Below are 20,563 nucleotides of genomic sequence, written 5' to 3' on the forward strand. Positions count from 1 at the left end.
AAAATAGGTGAATTTTTTCGACCGTGGAGCAGGCTACAATCCGAGTCAATATCCGAGTCGGGGAGAATGACCGTGCAAGCAGCTCGCCCGACGACAGGGCAGACCGAGACCCCTCTGTCAAAGTTCCGCCAGGGGCTAAAGAAAAAGGCTGACGTGACCGCCGACCTCCGGGATGGGCTTGTGGGATCGACGGCGAAAATCGTGGGTCCATACGGGCAAAAGGACCTGGTGTACGCCGACTATGTCGCGTCAGGCCGCGCACTCCGTCAGATCGAGCGCTTTGTGCTTGAGGAGGTCCTGCCGTACTACGCCAACAGCCACACGGAAGCCTCGTATTGCGGAGGCTTCATGACCCGCATGCGTCGGAAAGCGCGCGCCCTGGTCGGTCAATTCTGCGGGGCCACCGAACGGCATGCTGTGATCTTCACCGGCTCCGGCGCTACGTCGGGGATCAACCGCCTCGTCAAGCTATTCGGCGTCGCTGAAGCCGTGGCAGCGGGCAAGCGCGCTCGGATCATTATCGGTCCCTATGAGCATCACTCCAACATTCTGCCCTGGCGTGAGAGCGGAGCAGAAATCGTGGAAATCGCCGAGGATCCGTCTGGCGGGCCGGACCTGTCTCAGCTCAAGGACGCGGTTGGCGGGGGGTCGTCAGATCTGACGATATGCACCATGTCCGCGGCCTCAAACGTCACGGGCATCACCAGCGATGTCGCGGCCATCACCGTGATCGTGAAGGCCGCCGGCGCAAAGATGATCTGGGACTATGCGGGCGCAGGTCCTTACCTGCCGATTTCCATGTCGCCCGCCCCTGATGCCCAGATCGACGCGATAGTTGTTTCGCCTCACAAGTTCCTCGGGGGTCCCGGCGCCTCCGGCATCTTGATCGTTCGACGCGACGGACCTTCGACGAAAACGCCGTCGTGGCCAGGTGGCGGGACGGTGAAGTTTGTCTCCCCGAAGACACACGATTACAGCGACAGCCTGGAATCCCGCGAGGAAGCTGGTACGCCGAACGTGATCGGCGACATACGAGCCGCGCTGGCCTTCATCGTCAAAGATGCGATCGGACTTGATGTGATGGTAGCGCGCAATCGCGAGTTAGCGCGCCGTGCCTTTCGCGCATGGAAAGACGTGCCGCGGCTGGAACTCCTCGGCCTGTCGGATCCTGAGCGGCTTCCGATCTTTTCCTTTAGGGTCGAAAACGGAAAGGGTGGCTACCTCCACCAGCAGCTGATCACGCGCATGCTAAGCGACCGGTTCGGGATCCAGGCGCGCGGTGGCTGCGCCTGTGCCGGCCCGTATGTGCACAGACTGCTATCGATCGACGACGAACAGTCCGAGGAAATAAGGCAAGCCATTCTCTCTGGCGAGGAAATGAAAAAGCCGGGATTCACCCGGCTGAATTTCAGCGTTCTGCTGCCGGACGAGAAGGTGCAGTTCATACTCGATGCCGTGGCGCAGATTGCGTCCGAGGCAACGGACTTCGAGCATGACTACGACCTCGATCCTGGCCGGGCGATCTTCTTCCCGCGAGCCGCAGTCGAGGGCAATGCCCATGCAGCAGCCTGAAGGCGCCGGGTTCTATGATGCACGGACGGGCAGCATCCAATATGTCGTTGCATGCCCGAGTTCGCGAAGATGCGCCATCATCGACCCCGTACTCGATTTCGACGAAAAGTCCGGCTCGACAGCAACGACAAATGCGGACGTGATCCTCGACTACGTCAACAGCCACAATCTGAAGCTCGAATGGATTCTGGATACCCATCCGCATGCCGATCACTTTTCGGCCGCGGGTTATCTCAAGGCAAAAACCGGCGTGCCGATAGCGATCGGCGAGCGCGTGAAGAAAGTGCAGCAGATCTGGCAGGAGATCTATAATTGGCCGGATCTCGCATGCGACGGCTCACAATGGGATCGGCTGTTTGGCGACGGCGAGATCTTCAAGATTGGCGAGCTGGAAGCCCGCGTCATGCACTCGCCAGGGCACACATTGGCGTCGATCACGTATGTCATCGGCGACGCGGCGTTCATTCACGACACGCTTTTCATGCCCGATAGCGGCTCCGCCCGCGCCGATTTTCCAGGCGGCAGCGCAGCTGATCTGTGGCAGTCCATCCAGGACATTTTGAGCTTACCCGGCGAGACCCGTCTCTTTACCGGTCACGACTACAGGCCGGGAGGGCGCCAGGCTCTGTGGGAGAGTTCGGTGGCGGAGCAGAAAGAGAAAAACAAGCACGTTGTCGGTCAATCTCGGAGTGCGTTCATCAGGCTTCGAGAGGCGCGAGACAGGGCATTGCCGATGCCAAGGCTCATGTTGCATGCCCTCCAGGTCAATATTCGCGGAGGAGAGCTGCCTCAGGTCGAGGAAAATGGCCTGCGTTATCTGAAAATCCCGCTCAACGCGCTGCCAGGATCGGTCTGGGGTCAGTGACGAGTTGGAAGGGCTCCCTCCAGCAGCTTCAGCTCACGATCGGTTCAGGATTGCGCCGGATACACGCTCGTCCGAATTGGCGCAGGCGGGTCGATCCTCGCCACGTACGTCGTCGGGATGAACAATCCTCGGAGCGCTCTCGGAGGTGATCGCGGTAAGCAATTGCGGTGGCGCGCCTGCAACACTATTATCGATCATGTTCTGAGGAGGTATCTCGGATGTGGAATAGGATCGCCAAGCTTCGGTTATCGAGCCGCACCTGGGAGGCAATTCTTTTGGGGATGAAAAGCTTGAGGCGGACCTCACATAGCCGATGTATGTACTGGTGATTTGACGCGATTCCAGTCGACTAGAGCAATTTGATAGGCGCTCCAGACAGGCCGGAACTGCCGAAGGCTGATCGCGGCTTTCATGTTCCTCGCGCGCAACTAAATAGCCGGATTTGGCGCTCATAACTCGTTCCCATGGCCGGCACAGTTGACTGCGGGCGACCCGGGCAGCGATCATAGCGATCGCACACGAAAATCACCGCTTGTTCTCCCTTAGCGCTCTTGGTGTTTCAACGCGATGCCCTCAAACATAGATGCGACCGGTCTTGCCGCATTAAGGCGCGGACGTCTAGATCTAAGATGCCGCTTCAGGGATTTGAACTTCTTGCCGTCTTCGAGGCAGATAATGAAGTCCGGCGTCACCGACCTCTTCGGGTTGACCGCGGGAGTTTGCGGTTCAGCGGCAGGCGCGATCGGCGTGCCAAGTCCGGACAACGAAGTGTGAACCGATGCTATCACATCCGGCAAGCCAGACACCGGCAACGAATTGTTGCTGACATATGCTGAGACAATGCCGGCGGTTAACTCAGCAAGTTCGGCAGCGCGGGTATCGGCTTGGTTGGTCATTGATTGGTCCTTTTGTCTGATTTATTCCCTCTCTATTGGCTGATGATCAACGACGCAACGGAGTGCACCGGATTTAACCGCTGAAACAACGACTGGGCGGAAACGCCTATTGATACCAACAAGATTCAACCTGGCTATGGAGCTTACTGAAACCGCCAAAAATGGCCATGCTGAACCGCAGCGAAGACCTTAAGCATCTTCTCGGCACACGCATGTTCCACTTTTCCTCCTCCATTCTCTTCTACGCGACAAGCTGCTCAAGGCTTAGTTCAGGGCCTTCAGATCTGCTAGCTGGGTCGATTTGAGCCGAGCGTAGCGGGGCGTTTTCCAGAATAGCCGGTAACCTACCCTAATCGTGAGGGCTCAAGGGTTGGCGGGCGCGGTCACGGCGACCGCTCCTGGTGCTGCTCTTTTTTGGCGTCGGCGCGCTTGCCGCCGTTGTCACCCAATTCGTCATCGAAAGCACTGCAGGCCTTCAAAGCACCGCGACGTACCGGGTAGGACCGCCGCCTGGCCCGATGCAAGACCGAGCCTCTGGCATCCTTCACGACCTGATCAAGCTCTCAATCTCCTAGGGCAGCCTTAAGTTCAATTTGTGGTCACAGGCTTGGAACGCATTCTCGACACGGTCTCGCGCTCGGCGCGCTTGGAGCGCAGCGGCGGCAGGCCGCGGTCGATCAGGTCCATGTCCTCCAGCACCATGTCGCCCATGCGCTTGAAGGCGATGTCGAGCGCGCCGGCGCGGTGGGCCGAGCGAAGAAAGCCGGGCAGGGCACGCACGGGATGTTCCCGCGCCAGCGGCTCCTCGGGGAAGACGTCGCTTGCGGCGACGATGTGGCCGCTTTTCACCGCCGCCATCAGGGCGGGGAAGTCGACCACGCCAGCGCGGCTGAGCAGGATGAAGGCGGCGCCCCTGCGCATCCTCGCGAACGCGTCCGCGCCGAGAAAGCCCTGGTTCTCAGAGGTCACCGAGGCGACGACGAAGACGAAATCACTTGATGTCAGCACCTCCTCGAGCGAAGCCGGGTCGACGCCATTGTCGATCAGGATCGATGGCGGCAGCCAGGGATCGAACACTTTCGTGCGGGTGCGAAAACCGGTCAGCAGCCGGTTCAGGGCGCGGCCGAGATCGCCGAAGCCGATGATGCCGACATCGGCGCCCGAAAGCAGCCGCGCCGTCTGGTTGCCATCGCCGCCCCACAACTCCTTGCCCTGGCGGAAGGCGAGGTCGGCGTCGACGATGTCGCGGGCAAGATTGAGTGCCATGGCAAGGCCCAGCTCGGCCACCGGCTCGGCGAAGACGAGGCCGGTGGTGACGACATGGATGCCGCGCGCAAACAGCGTCTCATAGGGCATGTTGTTGACGAGATTGGTCTCGACATTGAAGACGCAGCGCAGCGCCTTCATCTGTTCCAGCGTCCGTGCCGAGATCGGCGGCTGGCCGATGATGTAGCGGGCCCCGGCCAGCATATCCGCCGGCAGTTCCGCGACTTCATCAGCGGTTGTCTCCACGATGCGGTACTTGGCCCGGAACCTCTTCAGCGCATCGAGGGTGAAAATCAGGTCGAGCGTGCGCGGTTCGGGCGCGCTGATGACCAGCGGCGAGGTACTATCGGACATGATGGTTCCTCCCGGCGCGATCCGCGTCCGCGCTTTCCTGAAGGGAATGTTTACTCAAGATTAAACGATTTACAATCGTGAAAAATCGATTTACTAATTTTGATAGCGGACGAGAATGCGTCTATCCGCCCCAGGAGGAGAACAATGGCGCATCGACAAGCCCAGCAGCGGCGTCCGTCGATCCACGACGTAGCCAGCCATGCCGGCGTGTCCGCTGCCACCGTCTCCAAGGTGATGGCCGGCGTCACCACGGTGAAGCTAGAGAATGCGCAGCGCGTCATCGACGCCATCGAGCTGCTGGGCTACCGCGTCGATCCGCTTGCCTCCGACATGCGCCGGGCCAAGCGCCGCATCATCGGCGCTATCATGCCCGAGTTCGAAAGCGAGTTCTTCGGCCAGATGATCACTCAGCTCGAGAGCCACGCCGAGCAGCGCGGCTATACGCTGGTGGCGGCATCGAGCCGCGAATCCGAGGCGCGCGAAACGGAGATCCTGGCCCGCATGCATGACTGGCGGGTGGCCGGCGTGGTGCTGGCGCCAGTGCGCAACGAGCACGGCCCGGCTGCCGCATTCATGAAGGCCAACGGCATGACCGGCGTGCTGATCGACCGCGTGCTGTCCGATGACGCCTTCGATACCGTGTCGGCCGACAGTGCTTCCGCTAGCGCTGAGGTCGCGGGCCAACTGATCGGCAAGGGCCACCGCCACATTCTGGTCGTCGGTCTTGGCGAACAGGCGGCGACCGTGCGCGCCCGCCTCGAGGGCTTTCGCGCCGCCGCGCGGGCGCTGGCGCCGGATGTCCGCATCGACGTCGTGCTTGCGGAAACCGACGTCGAACCGCTGCGGGCGCAATTGCGCGACTATTTTGCAAAAGGCGAACGACCGACGGCGGTCTATTCGCTGTTCCTCAAGGGCACGCTGGTGGCGCTTTCTGAATTTCGCCGCCGCGGCTGGCACTGCCCCAACGACATTTCGCTGATCGGCTTCGACGATGCCGAATGGATGCAGGTGACATGGCCGGCTATCGCCGCCGTGGTGCAGCCGATGCGTCAGATCGCCAGCCACGCCATGGAGGCGCTGTTTGCCAGGATCGAAGGCGAGGAGGGGCCGCCGATCGCGCGGCTCGAGCCTTGCAAGGTTATGATGCGGGAATCCGTTGGCTCGCCAGGTAACGTCCCGCATTCCGGGGGAGGAGACGGACAATAACCCCCATTGTCGACAGCCAGTAGCGCTGCACCTGGCCTTGGCTCGCGGCACGTGACGTCAACCGGAGGATGAAAAATGACACCGTTTGTTCTCAAGATAAATCGATTTACCTTGGCTCTGTGCGTTGCGATGGTGCTCTGCGCCATCAGCGCGGCGAAGGCGGAGGATGGTGAATACGGCGTGCTGATGAAGACGCTGGCTAACCCGTTTTGGGGTGCGATGGGAAAGGGCGTCGAGGACGGCGCCAAGGAAGCTGGCGTGAAATATTTCCAGCAGGCGGCCGAAAGCGACCAGGCCGCCGAGCCGCAGCTCAACCTCTGCAACACGATGCTCGAACGCAAGCCGGTGGCGATGATCACCGCCGCCATCAACTCGACCAATCTGCTTCCTTGCCTGAAGACCGCGCAGGATGCCGGCATCAAGATCGTCGATCTCGACAACAATCTCGATCAGGCGGTGCTCGACAAGGAAGGTATCAAAGTCACCTTCCATATCGGCTCCGACAATGTTGCGGCCGGCGCGCAAGGCGCCGAATATCTCGTTTCCAAGCTAGGCAAGGACGCCAAAGGCCCGGTGCTGGTGATCGAAGGCCTGTCGGGCAACATCACCGGCGAGAAGCGCGCCAAGGGTTTTGCCGACAAGCTCAAGGAGCTGGCACCAGGGTTGGAAATCGTCGCGTCGCTGCCGGGCGACTGGGACCGCGGCAAGGCGGCCTCGATCGCCACTGATACGCTGACGGCGCATCCCGACCTCGTTGCCATCTTCTGCGCCAATGACGGCATGGCGCTGGGCGCGGTGGAATCCGTCTATGCCGCCGGCAAGGGGCCGCAGGTGACCATCATCGGCGTCGACGGCAATTCGGATGCGGTGAAGTCGATCAAGGACGGGCGGCTCAACGCCTCGGTGGCACAGCTGCCTTACCTCGTCGGCAAGCAGGCGGTCGAAAACGTCAAGAAGGCGCTGGCGGGCGACAAGGTCGAGGACAGCATCGCCGTGCCGACCCTGGTGCTGACCAAGGATGTGCTCGATGCCGGCAAGGAGCCGATGCTCGAATACGTGAAATAGTCCTCCCGGACTGGGCTGGCGCGGGGTTAGCCTGCGCCAGCCACCCCTTTCAAAGGTGAGGCAAATGGCTTCTGAAATGGCACAGCCTGGGTTCTGGGCTCGGGTGCAGCGTGCGTCCGTCGAACGGCTCCATATAAGGCTGGAGTCGCTGGTGGTGCTGCTGGCGCTGAGCGCGGCGATGGCGGTGCTGTCGCCGTACTTCCTGTCGCTCAGCAATTTTCTCAACATCCTGCTGGCGACGTCAACGATCGGCGTGCTGGCGATCGCCGCCACCTTCGTCATCGGCTCGGGCGGGCTTGATCTGTCGCTCGGCTCGGTGATGGGACTTGCTGGTGTTGCGGGCGCATTCGTTGCCGTCAACCTCGGCTGGCCTTCGGTGTTCGCGGTCGCCGCTTGCATCATGGCCGGCGGGCTGGCGGGTTATATCAACGGGCAATTGGTCACTCGCGCCTTCGTACCAGCCTTCATCGTCACGCTCGGCATGCTTGGCCTGGCGCGCGGTCTGGCGCTGGTGATCTCGCAGGGCAGGGCGATCTACGGGCTGCCTGCGGCGATCGTCTATATCGGTCAGGGCCGGCCGTTTGGCATTCCAATGCCGGTCATCCTGCTGGTGCTCACAGCTATAATCGCGCATTGCGTGCTTGCATACACGCGCTTCGGCCACCACACGCTGGCGCTCGGCGATAGCGAAGGCGCTGCGCGCGCCGCCGGTATCCGTATCGAACACCATCGCCGCATCATCTACACGCTGTCCGGGGCGCTTGCCGGCCTCGCCGGCCTGCTGTTCACGGCCCGGGTCAACGCCGGCGACCCGACCGCCGGCATCAACTATGAGTTGACGGCGATCACCGCGGCGATCATCGGCGGCACCAATCTGTTCGGCGGCCGCGCCTCGATCCTCGGCACGATGATCGGTGCGCTGATCATGGGCGTGCTGCAGAACGGGCTGACCCTGCTTGCCGTGCAATCCTATTACCAGCAAATGGCGATCGGCGCCGTGCTGATCCTTGCGGTGTTCATCGACCAGTATCAGGTGCGGAAGGAGTCACGCGTATGACCCTTCTCACCCTCCATGGCATCCGCAAGAGTTTTGGCGCCGTCGATGTGCTGCACGGCGTCGACCTCTCGGTCGAGGCGGGCGAGGTGGTCGGCCTTGTCGGCGACAATGGGGCCGGCAAATCGACGCTGATGAAGACCATCACAGGCATCTACCGCGCCGATACCGGATCGATCGAACTCGACGGCAAGGACATCCTGCCACTCGATCCCGGCCAGCGGCGCGAGCTCGGCATCGAGATGATCTACCAGGATCTGTCGCTGGCCAAGCAGCAGGACGTGGCGGCCAACATCTTTCTGGGCCGCGAGCCGACCAGAAAACTGTTCGGGCTGTTTCCCGGCTTCGTCGACAAGGCAGAGATGGACCGCCAGGCGGCAAAGATGATTGAGCGGTTAGGGGCGCATTTGCCGTCGATCAACCGCTCGGTCGGCTCGTTCTCGGGCGGCCAGCAACAGACGGTGGCGATCGCCCGGGCGTTGACCTTCAATCCGAAGCTGGTGATCATGGACGAGCCGACTGCGGCGCTCGCCGTGCGCGAGGTGCAGAGCGTGCTCGATCTCATCCGTCGGCTGAAGTCCGAAGGCATCGCCGTCATCCTGATCTCGCACCGGCTGAACGACGTGCTTTCGGTCACCGACCGCATCGTGGTGCTGCGCCACGGGCGGGCCGATGCCGATCTCGTCACAGCCAGGACCAACATGAATGAAGTCGTCAGCCGCATCGTCGGCGGCGGCGATACCAGTGCCGCCGCGGCGCACGAACAACGAGGCTGACCGATGAATGTTTTTGGATTGCACACTTTCGCCATTGCTCCGGTCTGGGACCTTGACCTGATCGAGCCGCAGATGGAGCGGCTGAAGGAACTCGGCATCGGCCTGCTCGAGATCCCGCTGCTGCGACCCGAGGAGATCGACACCAAGCAGACATGCGCCTTCGCCGAACGCCAGGGTATCGAGCTCATCCCATCGCTCGGCCTGCCGCGCGCGCTCGACGTGGTCGAGCGGCCGGACGAGGCGCTGGCTTTCCTCGAGCCGGCCTTCCGGGTTTGCGAAGCGGTCGGCAGCGCGGCGCTCGGCGGCGTCACCTATGGCACGATCGGCAAGACCTCGGGCCGTGCGCCGACCACGGCAGAAATCGACGGCATGTGCCGATTCCTCGGGCGCGCGGCGAAGGCTGCCAAGGCGCATGGGCTGAAGCTCGGCATCGAGCCTTGTAACCGCTACGAGACACATCTGATCAACCGCGGCATCGATGCGGCAAAGATTATCGAGCGCGTCGGCGCCGGCAACGTCTTCATCCACCTCGACACCTACCACATGCATATCGAGGAGGAGAGCTTTGCCGCCGGCTTCGCCGCGGCGGCACCCTTCCTCGGCTACGTCCATGTCTCGGAGGCCAATCGCGGTGTGCCGGGGCGCGGCATGCTCAACTGGCGGGCGTGCATGAAGGCGATCGCCGATGTCGGCTACCGGGGCGCGATCACGCTCGAAAGCATGAACCATGTCGATGCCGACATTGCCGGCGGACTGGCGGTATGGCGTCCGGTGGCGGAAGATCCGCGCGACGTCATCGAGGTCGGGCTGCCATTCCTGCGCGATGCGGCGCGCCAGGCCGGACTGACGTTGGGCTGACTACCTTCGGGCTTGCACACGCGCCGCGTCGAGCGCCCTTCGGTGCGCAAAAGCACAATGCGCGGCTCAACCCCGTCGCGCTGTTTGCTTCTCAGTGCTCGATGCCGGAGCAAGGGTCCTCAGGACCTGAGCTGGATGAAGCGCACCTGGCATACAACTCCAAAAAGTACGCGACTGAGCCAGGCGCCTTCGTGAAGCTGATGACTCAAGTCAAGATGTTCGTGGTTTGCGGCATTCATATTGTTAATATTGTACTCGAGGATGATGTCACAAACCGCTGGCTTTATGAATGTGATCTTGCGCTCGGCCGCGGGACGGGATGCAGGGCCGATGTCCCCGTCCGCGGTGGTCCGAAATGCTGCCGCATCAGGAAAGGGAAGCCGACCGGACGAGGCCACGCGGGCTCGGATTTGCGTCTGCCCGGCCGTTGACCGGCGGCGACGTTCGCTGGTTGCGACCCTTCGCAAAGCTTCGGCAGGCTTCGCAACAGCGAGCATGTAGGCAATTTAGCTAAGCTCCCCCACGCGCCCCAACTTAGCCGCTCGGCATCTAATCCTTGCAACGGGCGGTCGGTGATTTGGAAGACGAATGATTGTAGCCGCTAAGCGCTTCCGTCCGTTTCACCATCTTCATCCATCACCCGCACTGGCAGATACGCGTTGGTTTCTAACCACTCACGCAGCACGATCAGAATGAGGTCCGACCTGCCAATTTCCATCTCAGCTGCGATTGAGCTGAGCGCGTCTTTCGCAGTGTTCCAACCGAGACGCCCCCGCGATAACGGTCAGAGACTTCCTCGGCAGTTAGGCATTTCCTCTCATCCATTGAGTTCTCCATCCATATCGCCAGCTATCGCCACCGTGCGTGCCTCCGAGTGTAGCCCTCTTGGGGCAGATCCGCTTGGCGATGCGATCCAAGCGATCCAATCATGCATGACAACGCTCCCGAATTCTCAATCACGCGGCCATACGGAAATGATGGGATCAGTTGCCCGAAGATGGAAGGCGTCAACCATGGTGAGTAGTATTTGAGGATATGGCCGGATAGAAATCGGAGGGTCCGCCCAACAAGAACGCAGGCCTTGACCGAGGCTCGGGCAAGCCGGTCCAGTCTAACACAGCTTAACCGCGTCTATTTGATGGTTGGGACAGATATCTCAATAAAATCAGACAGTTACCAGATGTTGTGCGCAAAAATCGCACACGAAAGTTCTGCTTCTCTTCCATTTTCATTCTTGCGATGGGGCCGCCGACAGGTCTCGTGAGCCGCCGCTGGCAGGCGGCGCTCGCCAGCCGAACTACGGTGTCCGATTGTATCCTGGCTTAGTCCGTGGCTCGGTTATCGCTACGTGAGCGGCGATCCGGAGCCGTTGTTGATGGGAGCGGGTCCGCGAACCGCGAGCAACTCTGCGGTGGGGGCGGCGCATGTCCTGCGATTAGGCGCTGTCGCGATAGGGAATTCTGTTAGAGCTCGCACGTTGCGAAATTTCGCTCGGCAAGCTGGATAAGCACACGACCGCCCGCGCCTTGTTCAAGGAGTTCGTGTGCATGCGCGATTTCTGCGAGAGGAAATCGGGCCGCGATGTTCACACGCAGCGATCCGTCTACCAGCGCCTCGGTGAGTTCGCGGGTGGCCTGCGCTTTGACCGACGGGTTGAAGTCGTCGCTGCCGAGCAATCGAAGCGTAACATTGGCGAAGCCGAGCTGCCAGTACGGGATTGCCGAGCGATCCTGTGACGAATAGTAGGCGCTGATCACCCCGCCGACAGCGATGACCGCGGCGTCGACCTCAATATGCGACGCAAGGTCGACCTCCGCTATTCGATGCACGCCATCGGGTGCTGCCTGGCGGATGTGGGCGACAAGGTCTGGGTCATCGGCGAGGAACGCATGATGCGCGCCGATTTCGCCGACCGCGTTCACCTGCGCCTGGTCACGGACAATCGCGATGACTTGGGCCCCATCTCGGCGGGCCAGTTGCACAGCGATCGAGCCAACGCCGCCGGCCGCGCCGTGAACGAGCACGCTAAGTCCCGCGACGGAGCCGTCGGCGAAGATCGCCCTATGCGCGGTGATACCGGCGATCCCCAGACATGCGGCCTGCTCTGCCAGGTCCACTTCGCTCGCGTTGCGCGCCGAGAATGGCAAGGGCACTGCGAACTCCGCAGGCACCACAACCAACTCGGCCGCCGTCCCGAACGGCCGATAGGATTGGGCGCCATAGCACCAGACATGCTGTCCGATGCGGTCTGGTGACACGCCCGCGCCGACGGCGTCGATGACGCCGGCGCCGTCGCTGTGCGGAATCACCCGGGCATAGCGCATCGGCGCGCCCTGCCAGCCGGACCGTTTCTTCATATCGCCGGGATTGATCCCCGATACGGCCAAGCGAATACGAACTTCACCATCGGTTGGCTCGGGGTCAATCATCTCGCCGACCACAAGCACATCTCGGGCGGAGCCGTGCTTTTCATACCAGGCTGCACGCATCGTCGTTCCTCGCGAAGTAGTGTTTCGTTTGGCGGTGAGCTGCCGGATTGAACGAGCGGCCCGGTTCTCCACGCGGGCGTCGGCGATGATCCGTGTCTGATCGCCGACGATGATCAGGAGCCTGCTTTCATCAAACAGACTGTTCGGACCCGCTCGCGAAGCCACCGAAAGTCTCCCGACGATCAGCGTTGCGCTGGCGGAAGGGTGGAAGAGAAGCTGTAGCGAGCGAGCTTCCACGCCCCGACCTCCTTGTGCAACACAAACAGTTCCTGATTGTGCGACGGAACTTCGTTGCCGGTGGCGTGAATTTTCATGGTGCCAGCGGATGTCGTTCGCAAAAACGCCCATTCATCAGAAACGACCTGGATCTCGGCGATCTGGAAATGGAGGTTGATGTCGATCGCCTGGAACGTCGCAACGTAGAATTGCTCGACTGCCTTGATGCCCACGACGGTTGGGGTCTCTTGTGGCATCAACACACTATCGTCCGTGTAAAGCTTCACGACAGCTTTGGCGTCGGAGTTGTTAAGCGCCTGCTCGTAGCTTTGAAGCTGTTGCATTATGGCAGCTTCGACCGGTTCGTCTGACTTGGCTGGCGCCGCCAGCACGATCAGAGGAAGCGCGGCAAGTGCCAGCGCTGCCAGGTTCTTGCGAAGGATTATAGACATCATTCTCTCCTGTTGCCGCTCGCCCGAGAACACATCCCGTTTGCGGATATCGGCAAATTAGTCCGCTCATGGATGGTGTGCTATGCAAGTATCTGGTAATCTCCCTCTCATATTTGATAGGAACCGAGCCGTGGACCTAAATGCCGTGCAGATGTTCGTGAGTGTCGTGCAGGCCGGCAGCCTGTCGGCCACCGCGCAACGGACGGGCGTTCCGCTGCCGACGCTCAGCCGCCGGATCCGCGACCTCGAGCGGGAACTGAAGGTGCAACTGCTGGAGCGCTCCGTTCGAGGCACCCGGCTGACAGACGCCGGAACCCGCCTGTATGAGCACGCGACCAGAGGCATCGAGGCATTCGTCGAGGCCGAACAGGCGGTCAGGAGCGACCAGGCGCGTCTAAGGGGACGACTTCGGCTCTCCTTTCCGACGGCCTTCGAACCTTGGTGGGAACTGCTCGGCGTATTCCAGCGACAACATCCCGACATTCAGCTCAGCGTGTACACCACCGACCGCCGCGTCGACCTCGTCCAGGATGGTATCGACGTGGCGTTGCGCGTTGGAGAAGTCCTGCATGAGTCGATGGTGGCGCGGCGACTGCTCTCTTATCGCCACGGGCTGGTTGCCAGCCCCGCATTGCTGGAACGCTTGGGGACGCCCGTCGCTCCGGAAACGCTGCACCGCTTTCCCTGCGCTACTTGGTGCCGGGACGCCAACAGCCAGGGCATCTGGCGCCTCGGCGAGCACATCGTCGAGCCGAAGGCGGTGCTGACCACAAACGATTATCTGCAGCTTCGCGGCCGGGCGCTGGCCGGCGAGGTCGTAACAGAACTGCCCCCGTTCCTGGCTGCGGAACCTATACGGAGCGGCCAGCTACGCGCCGTGCTTGCCGACTACCCGATGCCAGAACAGCAGGTCAACCTGCTTTATCCTTCGCATCGGAATCCTTCCAGCATCGTCCGGGCATACCTGGATTTCTGCCAGAAGCATCACGTCGCGCAGTTCCTTGTTCTTCCCGTTTCAACAATTTCGTGAAGCGCGCCGAGCAGCCGACCCGCCAACGCGGCGAACCAATAGGAGAGATGCACTTACGCACGGATCCAAGGGTAGCGAGCCGTATCCTTCCCCGCATAGTCTGGGTCGAGATAGATCGACACGCGCTGGATCAGAAAATCGCGGATTTCGAACACGTCGCACCAACGGCCGGCGCCCCAGGCCGGATGGTCTGCCTCCCAGGGGCCGTCGCGGTGTTCGCCGCTGCTTCTGCCCTCGACGACGATCGTGTCGGACCCGGAGAAGATGTAATTGAAGTCCTGGCTGTGATGACGGATCGACTTGAAGGTCGCGCCGACATCGCCGAACAGTTTGCCGATCTCGCTGCGGCCGTGGGCTACGCCCCATTTCGGGAAATAGACGACGGCGTCCTGGGCAAACAGTTCCAGGAATGGTCGTTCGTCCGAAGTCGAGCCGCGATCGAGAGACCTGAGGTACTCAAGGGCGACCGACTTTCGCTGCTCGTCGGTCATTGTCGTGTGAACTATGCCCATAACGGCTCCTCCTACGGGTTTTCTGACGTCTCAAGTCGAACATGTCTGCTTGCCCGTTCAGGCGGGCAGTCTGGCGTCCGGATCCATCTCGTAGTTATGGACGAAATCCGCCGGTGGCTGCGGCCCCCAGAAGGCGAGCCCGTCCTCGTCGGCGAAGTCGCGCGCATTCCAAAGAAAGCCCTTGGGGATGTAATCGATATCGCAGGAATATTCGGAGAAGCCGCCCCACGGATCCTGGACGTAGTGGAAATAATTGGAGCCTATCGTATGACGGCCGACACCCCAGCCGCGCTTGTAGCCCTTGTCGGCCATATAGAGCGCGCCGCGACCGATGTCGTCGATGCTGCCAACGTCCCATGAGCAGTGATGCAGACCGGGGCCGCTGGAGCGGGCCAGCGCCAACAGGTGATGGTCGGAACCGTGGACACCATGCATGAAGGCGACATTGCCGCCGGAGTGATCGGAAAGCCGCAGCCCGAGCACTTTCTCGTAATAGCCGATGGCGCCGTGCACATCGCTGGTGAAGATCAGGCAGTGCGCGAGCCGCGTCGGCAGGATCTGCTTCAGTTCGATATGACCGAGGCCGCTGCCGCGACGGCCGGCCGGGGCCGAATTGAAATAGGCCGCAGCCTTCCGGTCGGGTGAGGTCTTCAGAGCCGCATCGCCGAGGACTTCGACAGCGGCCGGGAACAGGATCGCCTTTGCGATGGAGGCGGCCTTCGGGCGGAAACCCTGTTGGCGCGCTTGCGTCCAGAAGGTGGTGAAATCGGGAGGCAGTGGCGCACCGGATACGATTTCACACCCACCGGCCTTGAACTTCGCGATCACGGCAGAAAAGTCGTCGCCGAGATTCCGGTAAAAGCCAGAGGGCACGACGCCGTAGTTTCGCGGACTGAGCAAGGCAGGAATTCCGTTCTTGTCGTCGCTCCAGGCGCGACCATCTTCGTCATTCGGAAACAACCCTCCGACTTTCCGGTTCGTCGTTACCGTGTCCCACATGTTCGCGAACACCGACATGTCTTCCAGGCCCCAGAAGGAAATGGAACGTGCTCTCGAATCCCGTTTTGGGGTTGCTTCCCCGGTTGAAGATCCAGGCCTGCCACGGGGCGACGGTTGAAATGCAGGGCGTGCCGTTCAACTCGCACTGATCGGAGACAGGGTTGACCGTTTCCGGCGCAGACGACACCAGCACGAGGTCGACCTTATCGCTCAGGATCAGTTCACTCGTGACCTCCGCGGCGCGATTGGAGTTGGATTGCGTGTCTTTGGAAACAATTTCCACCGGAAAGACCTTGCCGCCAATCTGCAGGCCTTTGTCGAGGGCGGACTTGACGGTGCCGAGCACGAACTCGTCAGCCTGACCGAAAAGTGCCAGCGGGCCTGATCTTGGACTGACATCGTCTTGTTGCTCAGGCCGAACGGCCTCTTTCCGAAGGTAGCGCACCAATGAACGAGACAAGAGGAGCGCTGCAAGCAAGGCGCTCGCAGATCGACGCCCATCCCGCCGGCAGTTCCGAACTGCAGGTCACGGTGCGCACGACGTTGGGAATCGTTTGCTTGTGCATCGTGCTCGCCCTCGCGCCCTGGATGGTGGATTTGGCGGGCTTGCGTTTCGCCACCGATTTTCTCGTTTACCTGTCGCTTGCCGCAATATGGAACCTGCTCGCCGGCTACGGGGGGCTGATATCTGTCGGGCAACAGGCCTATGTCGGTATCGGCGGATATGCGTTCTTCGCCTCACTCGTGTTTTTCGGTCTGCCATTGCCCGCTGCGATCCTCGTTGCCATGGCTTCGTCCGCCGCCTCGGCGCTTGCGTTTGCGCCGCTGCTCCTTCGTCTGAAGGGACCGCATTTCGCCATCGGGACATGGGTGATGGCCGAACTGTGCCTGCTCGCAGTCGCCAATATTCCCTACCTTGGGGACGGTTCAGGAATGAGCCTGCCGGCTAGCGTCGCCAGACAGATCGCGGCAGATCGGGCCGGTCGCGAAGCGATAATCTTCTTCTGCGCGCTTCTGCTGGCCTTCTCGTCGATCGCCGGCTCGTACCTGCTTCTCCGGTCGAAGTGGGGTTTGGCGCTAACCGCGATGCGCGATTCCGAACGGGCCGCGGAGAGCCTCGGCGTCGACACGCGGCGAATCAAACTCGCCGTTTTTGTCGGCTGCGCCGCCATGGCCGGGGCAGTGGGCTGCGTCGTGTTCCTGAGCAAGCTACGCATGACGCCTGATTCGGCATTCAGCTTGATCGACTGGACGGGCTATGTCGTGTTCATCGTCATCATCGGCGGGATCGGACGCATCGAGGGCCCCATCGTTGGAACCATCGTCTTCTTCGCCTTGCGCGGAAGTCTCGCCGAACTCGGGCCCCTTTATCTCATCGTCCTGGGCCTCGTTGCCATCGTCGTGATGTTGAAGGCCCCGCAGGGTCTTTGGGGGCTTGCGGCCGAGCGGTTTAAGATCGAGGTGTTCCCGGTCGGGCGACGGGCACGGTAGGCGGTGGATCGGAGCATCACCACTTCCTCGCGTAACGCAAAACAGCGCATCAGACGTCTGCGGAAGAGAGGCGGGTTCACGCAGTTCGAATGGTTTGTCGGAGCACGCAGGCGATGCTTCCGATTGCCGCTGGTGTCGTGTCCCGTTCGTCTGCCTTGATGCAGCAACCGGCGCGACGGGTCGCCGCGCGCCGCTCCCAATTTTAACGGCACCATTTCTCGACGGCGATTGCAATCGCCTTTGTGCAATCGACCAGATCGCGCACCGAAACGCGTTCGTTCGGCTGATGCGCTTGCGCCGGGTCGCCGGGACCGAAGTTGACGGTCGGGGTGTTGCCGAGGCCGGTCGGCAGGCCGATGTCGCTGTGCGCTCCAAAACCGCTCAGCACCGGCGACAGGTTGGCTTCTCTGACGGCCTCCTGAAAGACGCCGACGAAGGGATTGTCCGATGGAATCTCGGCGCAATCCGCGTCGAGGATCCACTCGACCCGGGCAGGATGCTGCCGCAGATAGGGATCTGCCTGGCAGACATTGGCGATATGCTCTTCGATTTCACGTTTGACGTTGCCGCCCAGCCTGAACTCGTCATGCTCGCTCGGCAGGTACTGCGCGTCGATGATGATTTCGCCTCGTCCTGCCATGGAGGAGGGGTGTTCGCCGGCATTCATCTGGGTGACGATGATCTGGTTGGGCAGGTCCATCAGCGGATGGTTCTTCCTGGGATCGAACATCCAGCGCCGGTTGAGAATGTCGATGCCGTCGAGGATTTGCCGGCAAAGCTGGACGGCATCGACCGGACCGCTCGAATACCAGGCATTCGGCGTGAGTTCCGCATGGCCGCCTATGCCGTCGATGATGATCCTGCCCCACAGGATGCCGTGACAAAGCGGTGCGATCTTGTTTGCCGTCGGTTCGGTCATGATGCCGGCATCGGCGTGAAAACCGCGATCGACCATGGCCAGCGACCCCATGCCGCCGATCTCCTCATCGACGACGGTCGTGAAGACGATGTCTCCGGACAGGGGAATGTCGAGTTCCCTGAGGATCTCAACGGCCATCAGCATGCAGGCGACGCCGCCTTTCATGTCGACCGTGCCGCGGCCGTGCAGGAATCCGTCCTTGAGGACAGGCTGGAACGGGTCGGTCGTCCAGTGTCCGGCGGCCCCCGGCGGGACGACGTCGATGTGGCCGGTCAGCATAATGGAGCGCCCGCCGCCGGTGCCTTTCAAGACGCCGCCGAGATTGGGCCGGCCTTCGAAGGTCCTGCCCTTGTTGGCGCCGGCGCGTCCCTTGTATTTTTCGTAGAGCGCCGGGCCGTCCGGATCCCACAGATTGGTCGAGAAGCCGAGCGCCTCGATGCGTTTTTGCAGATAGAGCTGGCAATCACGCTCGCCGGGGCCGGCCTCCCTGGGATTGGATTTCACGATCGAGGGGAAGGCGACGAGATCGCTCAGCGTTGCAACGATGCGGTCGGCGGCTGCCTCGACGCGTGCGGCGATGATCTCTTCCTTGGACGGCATCATGATCTCCAACGTTGGGAAAGTCGGTCGGCGAGAAGGACGAAAACCAGAAGGGCGCCGACAATCCCCACCTGCCAAACCGTGTTGATGTTCAATTGCAGAAGACCGGTCTTCAGCGTGACCAGAAGCAGGACGGCCGCGAACACGCCGCCAACGCCGCCACGTCCGCCGGTGATGGCTATGCCTCCAAGCATGGCGGCGGTCAGGGATTCGAGTTCCAGGTTCTGGCCGATATTGGGCCTGCCGCTGCCGAGCCAGGCGAGCGAAACCAGACCGGCAGCGCCGGCGAGGGCGCCGCTCAAGCAATAGAGAATGAAGCGCACGCGATCGACCGGAACGCCGACCAGTTTGGCCGAGCGTTCATTGAAGCCCATGGCGTAAATCCAGCGTCCCCAAGCCGTCGACAGCAGCACCAGGCCGGCAAATGCGAAGCAGGGGATGGCAAGCGTGAGAAAGGGCACCGGAATGCCCATGATGACGCCCCGCCCCCACAGGAGCAGCCAGGAGGGCACGCCTGTCTGGGCCGCACCGCCGGTGACGGCAAGCGCTGCGCCGGAATAGACGAAGAATGTGCCGAGTGTCGCGATGAAGGGAAGGAGAACGAGCCCGTTCACCAGCCACCCGTTGATGGCACCGAGCATCGCACCGGCCAGAATGCAGACGACCGGCAGCAGAACGGGCGGCAGTCCCAGCTTGACGGAAAGCATTGCAACGATGGCGGAGAGCGAGACTGCGCCGCCGACCGAGAGGTCGATGCCGGCGCCGCCGGCCATGATGACCAGCCCTTGTCCAAGGCCGACCAGGGCCAGGATCGTCGAGAACTGAAGAATGGTAGTGACGGTGCCGAGATTGAAGACTGAAGGTTTGAGCGCCAGCAGGCCAACAATCACGATCAGCCAAAGCCCACACAGCAGAGCCAGGGTAAGGGCGGGGCCTTGCAGCTTCCGGAGCGTTTTCATGCGCGGGCTCGCTGAAACTGGCCAAGAGGTAACCGGTTGGAGACAGCTTCGAAGCCAAGCACGCCAACGATCAGAACTCCGGTGACGACAGGCTGCCAGAGCGAGGGCACGCCAATCAGCAGCAAGCCGTTCTGAAGGATTCGCAGGAGAAGTACGCCAAGCACTGTGCCGATCAGGCTGCATCTGCCGCCCAATATGCTGGTGCCGCCAAGAATGACCGCAGCAATGGCATCGAGCGCCAGCGTGCTGCCAATCGTCATTTCCACATTGCGGTAGGTGGCGACATAGAAGGTGGCGGCAATGCCGGTCAGAACACCGCTGATGACGAAGGTCATGAAGCGGGTCTTGAAGACCGGGATGCCTGAGAGCGCGCTTTTTCCTCCGAATTGCCGATCGCCAGCAGGTGAAGCCCGTAAGGCGTTCGCCGCAACGCCAGCCAGACGATGAGATAGGCAGCGGCGATCACCAGGGCAGGGACGGGGACGCCAATCACCGGGGTTGCCAGCAGGTCAGTGAGGCTCGAGGGTAGGCCGGAAAGCCATTGCCCACCGAGAAGGACAAAGACGGCGGTGCGGTAGACGCCGAGCAGGCCGAGCGTTCCGACGATGGCCGGAACGCGGCCGAGCACGACGACGGTGGCCGTCCCGCATCCCAGCAATGCCCCGACCAACGGGCCGACAACGATCGCCAGCGCTGGATTGCCATCGGCACCGAGCACGCGGCCGATGGCAATGGCAGCGAGGCCCATGACGATGCCAATCGAGACATCGATGCCGCCCATGGCCAAAAGCAAGGTCATGCCAAGGCCGATCAGCAGCAGTTCGACGCTGTTGCGCAAGACCGTCGCCGCATTGCCTGACGTGGCATAGTGAGGCGATGCGACAGCAAAGATGATCATCGCCAGCAAACAGGCGACAAGCAGGGACCACTCCCGTCCGTTCATGGAGAAGGCACCCTTTCCAAACTGCCGCACCGCGTTCATGT

General features: G+C 61.7%; 17 protein-coding genes and 2 pseudogenes. 9 read left to right on the top strand and 10 right to left on the bottom strand.

The annotated features are described in order from the left end of the window. Window positions 1-66 precede the first annotated feature (66 nt). Together NKI24_RS22735 and NKI24_RS22740 are read left to right on the top strand one after the other, a co-directional pair. Window positions 67-1,572 carry an aminotransferase class V-fold PLP-dependent enzyme gene (locus NKI24_RS22735; protein WP_352748416.1) on the top strand — a complete coding sequence of 502 codons (1,506 nt, stop codon included), beginning with the start codon at window positions 67-69 and terminating at the stop codon, window positions 1,570-1,572. Next, window positions 1,559-2,437, top strand: coding sequence for an MBL fold metallo-hydrolase (locus NKI24_RS22740; protein WP_352748419.1), 879 nt, complete (start codon window positions 1,559-1,561; stop codon window positions 2,435-2,437). Before NKI24_RS22735 ends, NKI24_RS22740 begins: the two co-directional genes overlap by 14 nt. Before the next feature lie 626 nt (window positions 2,438-3,063). Here the strand turns inward: NKI24_RS22740 and NKI24_RS22745 are convergent. Both NKI24_RS22745 and NKI24_RS22750 read right to left on the bottom strand, forming a co-directional pair. Beyond that, window positions 3,064-3,333 (bottom strand): annotated as a pseudogene (locus NKI24_RS22745) (Ros/MucR family transcriptional regulator); the annotation flags it as partial. 588 nt (window positions 3,334-3,921) lie between these two features. After that, window positions 3,922-4,953: a hydroxyacid dehydrogenase gene (locus NKI24_RS22750; RefSeq protein ID WP_352748422.1), complete on the bottom strand. Its 1,032-nt coding sequence runs from the start codon at window positions 4,951-4,953 to the stop codon at window positions 3,922-3,924. Between the two features lie 144 nt (window positions 4,954-5,097). Between NKI24_RS22750 and NKI24_RS22755 the strand changes: the two genes are divergently transcribed. The 5 genes from NKI24_RS22755 to NKI24_RS22775 all read left to right on the top strand — a co-directional run bounded on the left by NKI24_RS22755 (window position 5,098) and on the right by NKI24_RS22775 (window position 9,912). Further along, window positions 5,098-6,159, top strand: coding sequence for a LacI family DNA-binding transcriptional regulator (locus tag NKI24_RS22755; RefSeq protein WP_352748425.1), 1,062 nt, complete (start codon window positions 5,098-5,100; stop codon window positions 6,157-6,159). A 75-nt stretch (window positions 6,160-6,234) separates the two neighbouring features. Continuing rightward, complete coding sequence (locus NKI24_RS22760) at window positions 6,235-7,224, top strand: sugar ABC transporter substrate-binding protein (protein ID WP_352748428.1); 990 nt, start codon at window positions 6,235-6,237, stop codon at window positions 7,222-7,224. Between the two features lie 64 nt (window positions 7,225-7,288). Beyond that, window positions 7,289-8,281, top strand: coding sequence for an ABC transporter permease (locus tag NKI24_RS22765; protein WP_352748431.1), 993 nt, complete (start codon window positions 7,289-7,291; stop codon window positions 8,279-8,281). After that, window positions 8,278-9,054 (top strand): ATP-binding cassette domain-containing protein, encoded by a 777-nt coding sequence (locus tag NKI24_RS22770; RefSeq protein ID WP_352748434.1) that lies wholly within the window; start codon window positions 8,278-8,280, stop codon window positions 9,052-9,054. The genes NKI24_RS22765 and NKI24_RS22770 overlap by 4 nt, the downstream gene beginning before the upstream one ends. Before the next feature lie 3 nt (window positions 9,055-9,057). After that, window positions 9,058-9,912 carry a sugar phosphate isomerase/epimerase family protein gene (locus NKI24_RS22775; RefSeq protein ID WP_352748437.1) on the top strand — a complete coding sequence of 285 codons (855 nt, stop codon included), beginning with the start codon at window positions 9,058-9,060 and terminating at the stop codon, window positions 9,910-9,912. A gap of 1,463 nt (window positions 9,913-11,375) precedes the next feature. On the opposite strand, the gene NKI24_RS22780 is transcribed toward NKI24_RS22775, so the two are convergent. After that, window positions 11,376-12,638, bottom strand: a complete 1,263-nt coding sequence (locus tag NKI24_RS22780) for an NADPH:quinone reductase (RefSeq protein WP_352748440.1) — start codon at window positions 12,636-12,638, stop codon at window positions 11,376-11,378. Then, window positions 12,584-13,072, bottom strand: coding sequence for a YybH family protein (locus NKI24_RS22785; RefSeq protein WP_352748443.1), 489 nt, complete (start codon window positions 13,070-13,072; stop codon window positions 12,584-12,586). Before NKI24_RS22785 ends, NKI24_RS22780 begins: the two co-directional genes overlap by 55 nt. 127 nt (window positions 13,073-13,199) lie before the next feature. Between NKI24_RS22785 and NKI24_RS22790 the strand changes: the two genes are divergently transcribed. Continuing rightward, on the top strand, window positions 13,200-14,099 hold the full coding sequence (locus NKI24_RS22790) for a LysR family transcriptional regulator (protein WP_352748446.1): 900 nt from the start codon (window positions 13,200-13,202) through the stop codon (window positions 14,097-14,099). Between the two features lie 53 nt (window positions 14,100-14,152). Here NKI24_RS22790 and NKI24_RS22795 read toward each other — a convergent pair whose 3' ends face one another. Genes NKI24_RS22795 through NKI24_RS22805 form a run of 3 tightly spaced genes read right to left on the bottom strand, consistent with a single transcriptional unit; the run spans window position 14,153 to window position 16,070 of the window. Next, on the bottom strand, window positions 14,153-14,611 hold the full coding sequence (locus NKI24_RS22795; protein ID WP_352748449.1) for a nuclear transport factor 2 family protein: 459 nt from the start codon (window positions 14,609-14,611) through the stop codon (window positions 14,153-14,155). A 57-nt stretch (window positions 14,612-14,668) separates the two neighbouring features. Then, complete coding sequence (locus tag NKI24_RS22800) at window positions 14,669-15,628, bottom strand: VOC family protein (protein WP_352748452.1); 960 nt, start codon at window positions 15,626-15,628, stop codon at window positions 14,669-14,671. After that, a complete protein-coding gene (locus NKI24_RS22805; protein WP_352748455.1) occupies window positions 15,558-16,070 on the bottom strand; it encodes an ABC transporter substrate-binding protein in 513 nt (170 codons plus the stop codon). Before NKI24_RS22805 ends, NKI24_RS22800 begins: the two co-directional genes overlap by 71 nt. Between NKI24_RS22805 and NKI24_RS22810 the strand changes: the two genes are divergently transcribed. Beyond that, on the top strand, window positions 16,058-17,101 hold the full coding sequence (locus tag NKI24_RS22810; protein ID WP_352748458.1) for a branched-chain amino acid ABC transporter permease: 1,044 nt from the start codon (window positions 16,058-16,060) through the stop codon (window positions 17,099-17,101). The genes NKI24_RS22805 and NKI24_RS22810 overlap by 13 nt on opposite strands. A gap of 202 nt (window positions 17,102-17,303) precedes the next feature. Here NKI24_RS22810 and NKI24_RS22815 read toward each other — a convergent pair whose 3' ends face one another. From NKI24_RS22815 to NKI24_RS22825, 3 genes and pseudogenes are all read right to left on the bottom strand, one after another. Continuing rightward, window positions 17,304-18,623, bottom strand: coding sequence for a M20 family metallopeptidase (locus NKI24_RS22815; protein ID WP_352748460.1), 1,320 nt, complete (start codon window positions 18,621-18,623; stop codon window positions 17,304-17,306). Continuing rightward, on the bottom strand, window positions 18,620-19,579 hold the full coding sequence (locus NKI24_RS22820) for an ABC transporter permease (protein ID WP_352748464.1): 960 nt from the start codon (window positions 19,577-19,579) through the stop codon (window positions 18,620-18,622). The genes NKI24_RS22815 and NKI24_RS22820 overlap by 4 nt, the downstream gene beginning before the upstream one ends. Further along, window positions 19,576-20,561 (bottom strand): annotated as a pseudogene (locus NKI24_RS22825) (ABC transporter permease). Before NKI24_RS22825 ends, NKI24_RS22820 begins: the two are co-directional and overlap by 4 nt. Between the last annotated feature and the right edge of the window lie 2 nt (window positions 20,562-20,563).

It is taken from the genome of Mesorhizobium sp. M0701 (assembly GCF_040320365.1).
In the GTDB taxonomy this organism is placed as follows: domain Bacteria; phylum Pseudomonadota; class Alphaproteobacteria; order Rhizobiales; family Rhizobiaceae; genus Mesorhizobium.

Bases quoted from the DNA above. Each gene is read 5' to 3' on its own strand.
- NKI24_RS22755 (WP_352748425.1), top strand. From the start codon at position 5,098: ATGGCGCATCGACAAGCCCAGCAGCGGCGTCCGTCGATCCACGACGTA.
- NKI24_RS22815 (WP_352748460.1), bottom strand. From the start codon at position 18,623: ATGATGCCGTCCAAGGAAGAGATCATCGCCGCACGCGTCGAGGCAGCC.
- NKI24_RS22820 (WP_352748464.1), bottom strand. From the start codon at position 19,579: ATGAAAACGCTCCGGAAGCTGCAAGGCCCCGCCCTTACCCTGGCTCTG.
- NKI24_RS22795 (WP_352748449.1), bottom strand. From the start codon at position 14,611: ATGGGCATAGTTCACACGACAATGACCGACGAGCAGCGAAAGTCGGTC.
- NKI24_RS22765 (WP_352748431.1), top strand. From the start codon at position 7,289: ATGGCTTCTGAAATGGCACAGCCTGGGTTCTGGGCTCGGGTGCAGCGT.
- NKI24_RS22740 (WP_352748419.1), top strand. From the start codon at position 1,559: ATGCAGCAGCCTGAAGGCGCCGGGTTCTATGATGCACGGACGGGCAGC.
- NKI24_RS22770 (WP_352748434.1), top strand. From the start codon at position 8,278: ATGACCCTTCTCACCCTCCATGGCATCCGCAAGAGTTTTGGCGCCGTC.
- NKI24_RS22750 (WP_352748422.1), bottom strand. From the start codon at position 4,953: ATGTCCGATAGTACCTCGCCGCTGGTCATCAGCGCGCCCGAACCGCGC.
- NKI24_RS22800 (WP_352748452.1), bottom strand. From the start codon at position 15,628: ATGTCGGTGTTCGCGAACATGTGGGACACGGTAACGACGAACCGGAAA.
- NKI24_RS22810 (WP_352748458.1), top strand. From the start codon at position 16,058: ATGAACGAGACAAGAGGAGCGCTGCAAGCAAGGCGCTCGCAGATCGAC.
- NKI24_RS22775 (WP_352748437.1), top strand. From the start codon at position 9,058: ATGAATGTTTTTGGATTGCACACTTTCGCCATTGCTCCGGTCTGGGAC.
- NKI24_RS22785 (WP_352748443.1), bottom strand. From the start codon at position 13,072: ATGATGTCTATAATCCTTCGCAAGAACCTGGCAGCGCTGGCACTTGCC.
- NKI24_RS22735 (WP_352748416.1), top strand. From the start codon at position 67: ATGACCGTGCAAGCAGCTCGCCCGACGACAGGGCAGACCGAGACCCCT.
- NKI24_RS22760 (WP_352748428.1), top strand. From the start codon at position 6,235: ATGACACCGTTTGTTCTCAAGATAAATCGATTTACCTTGGCTCTGTGC.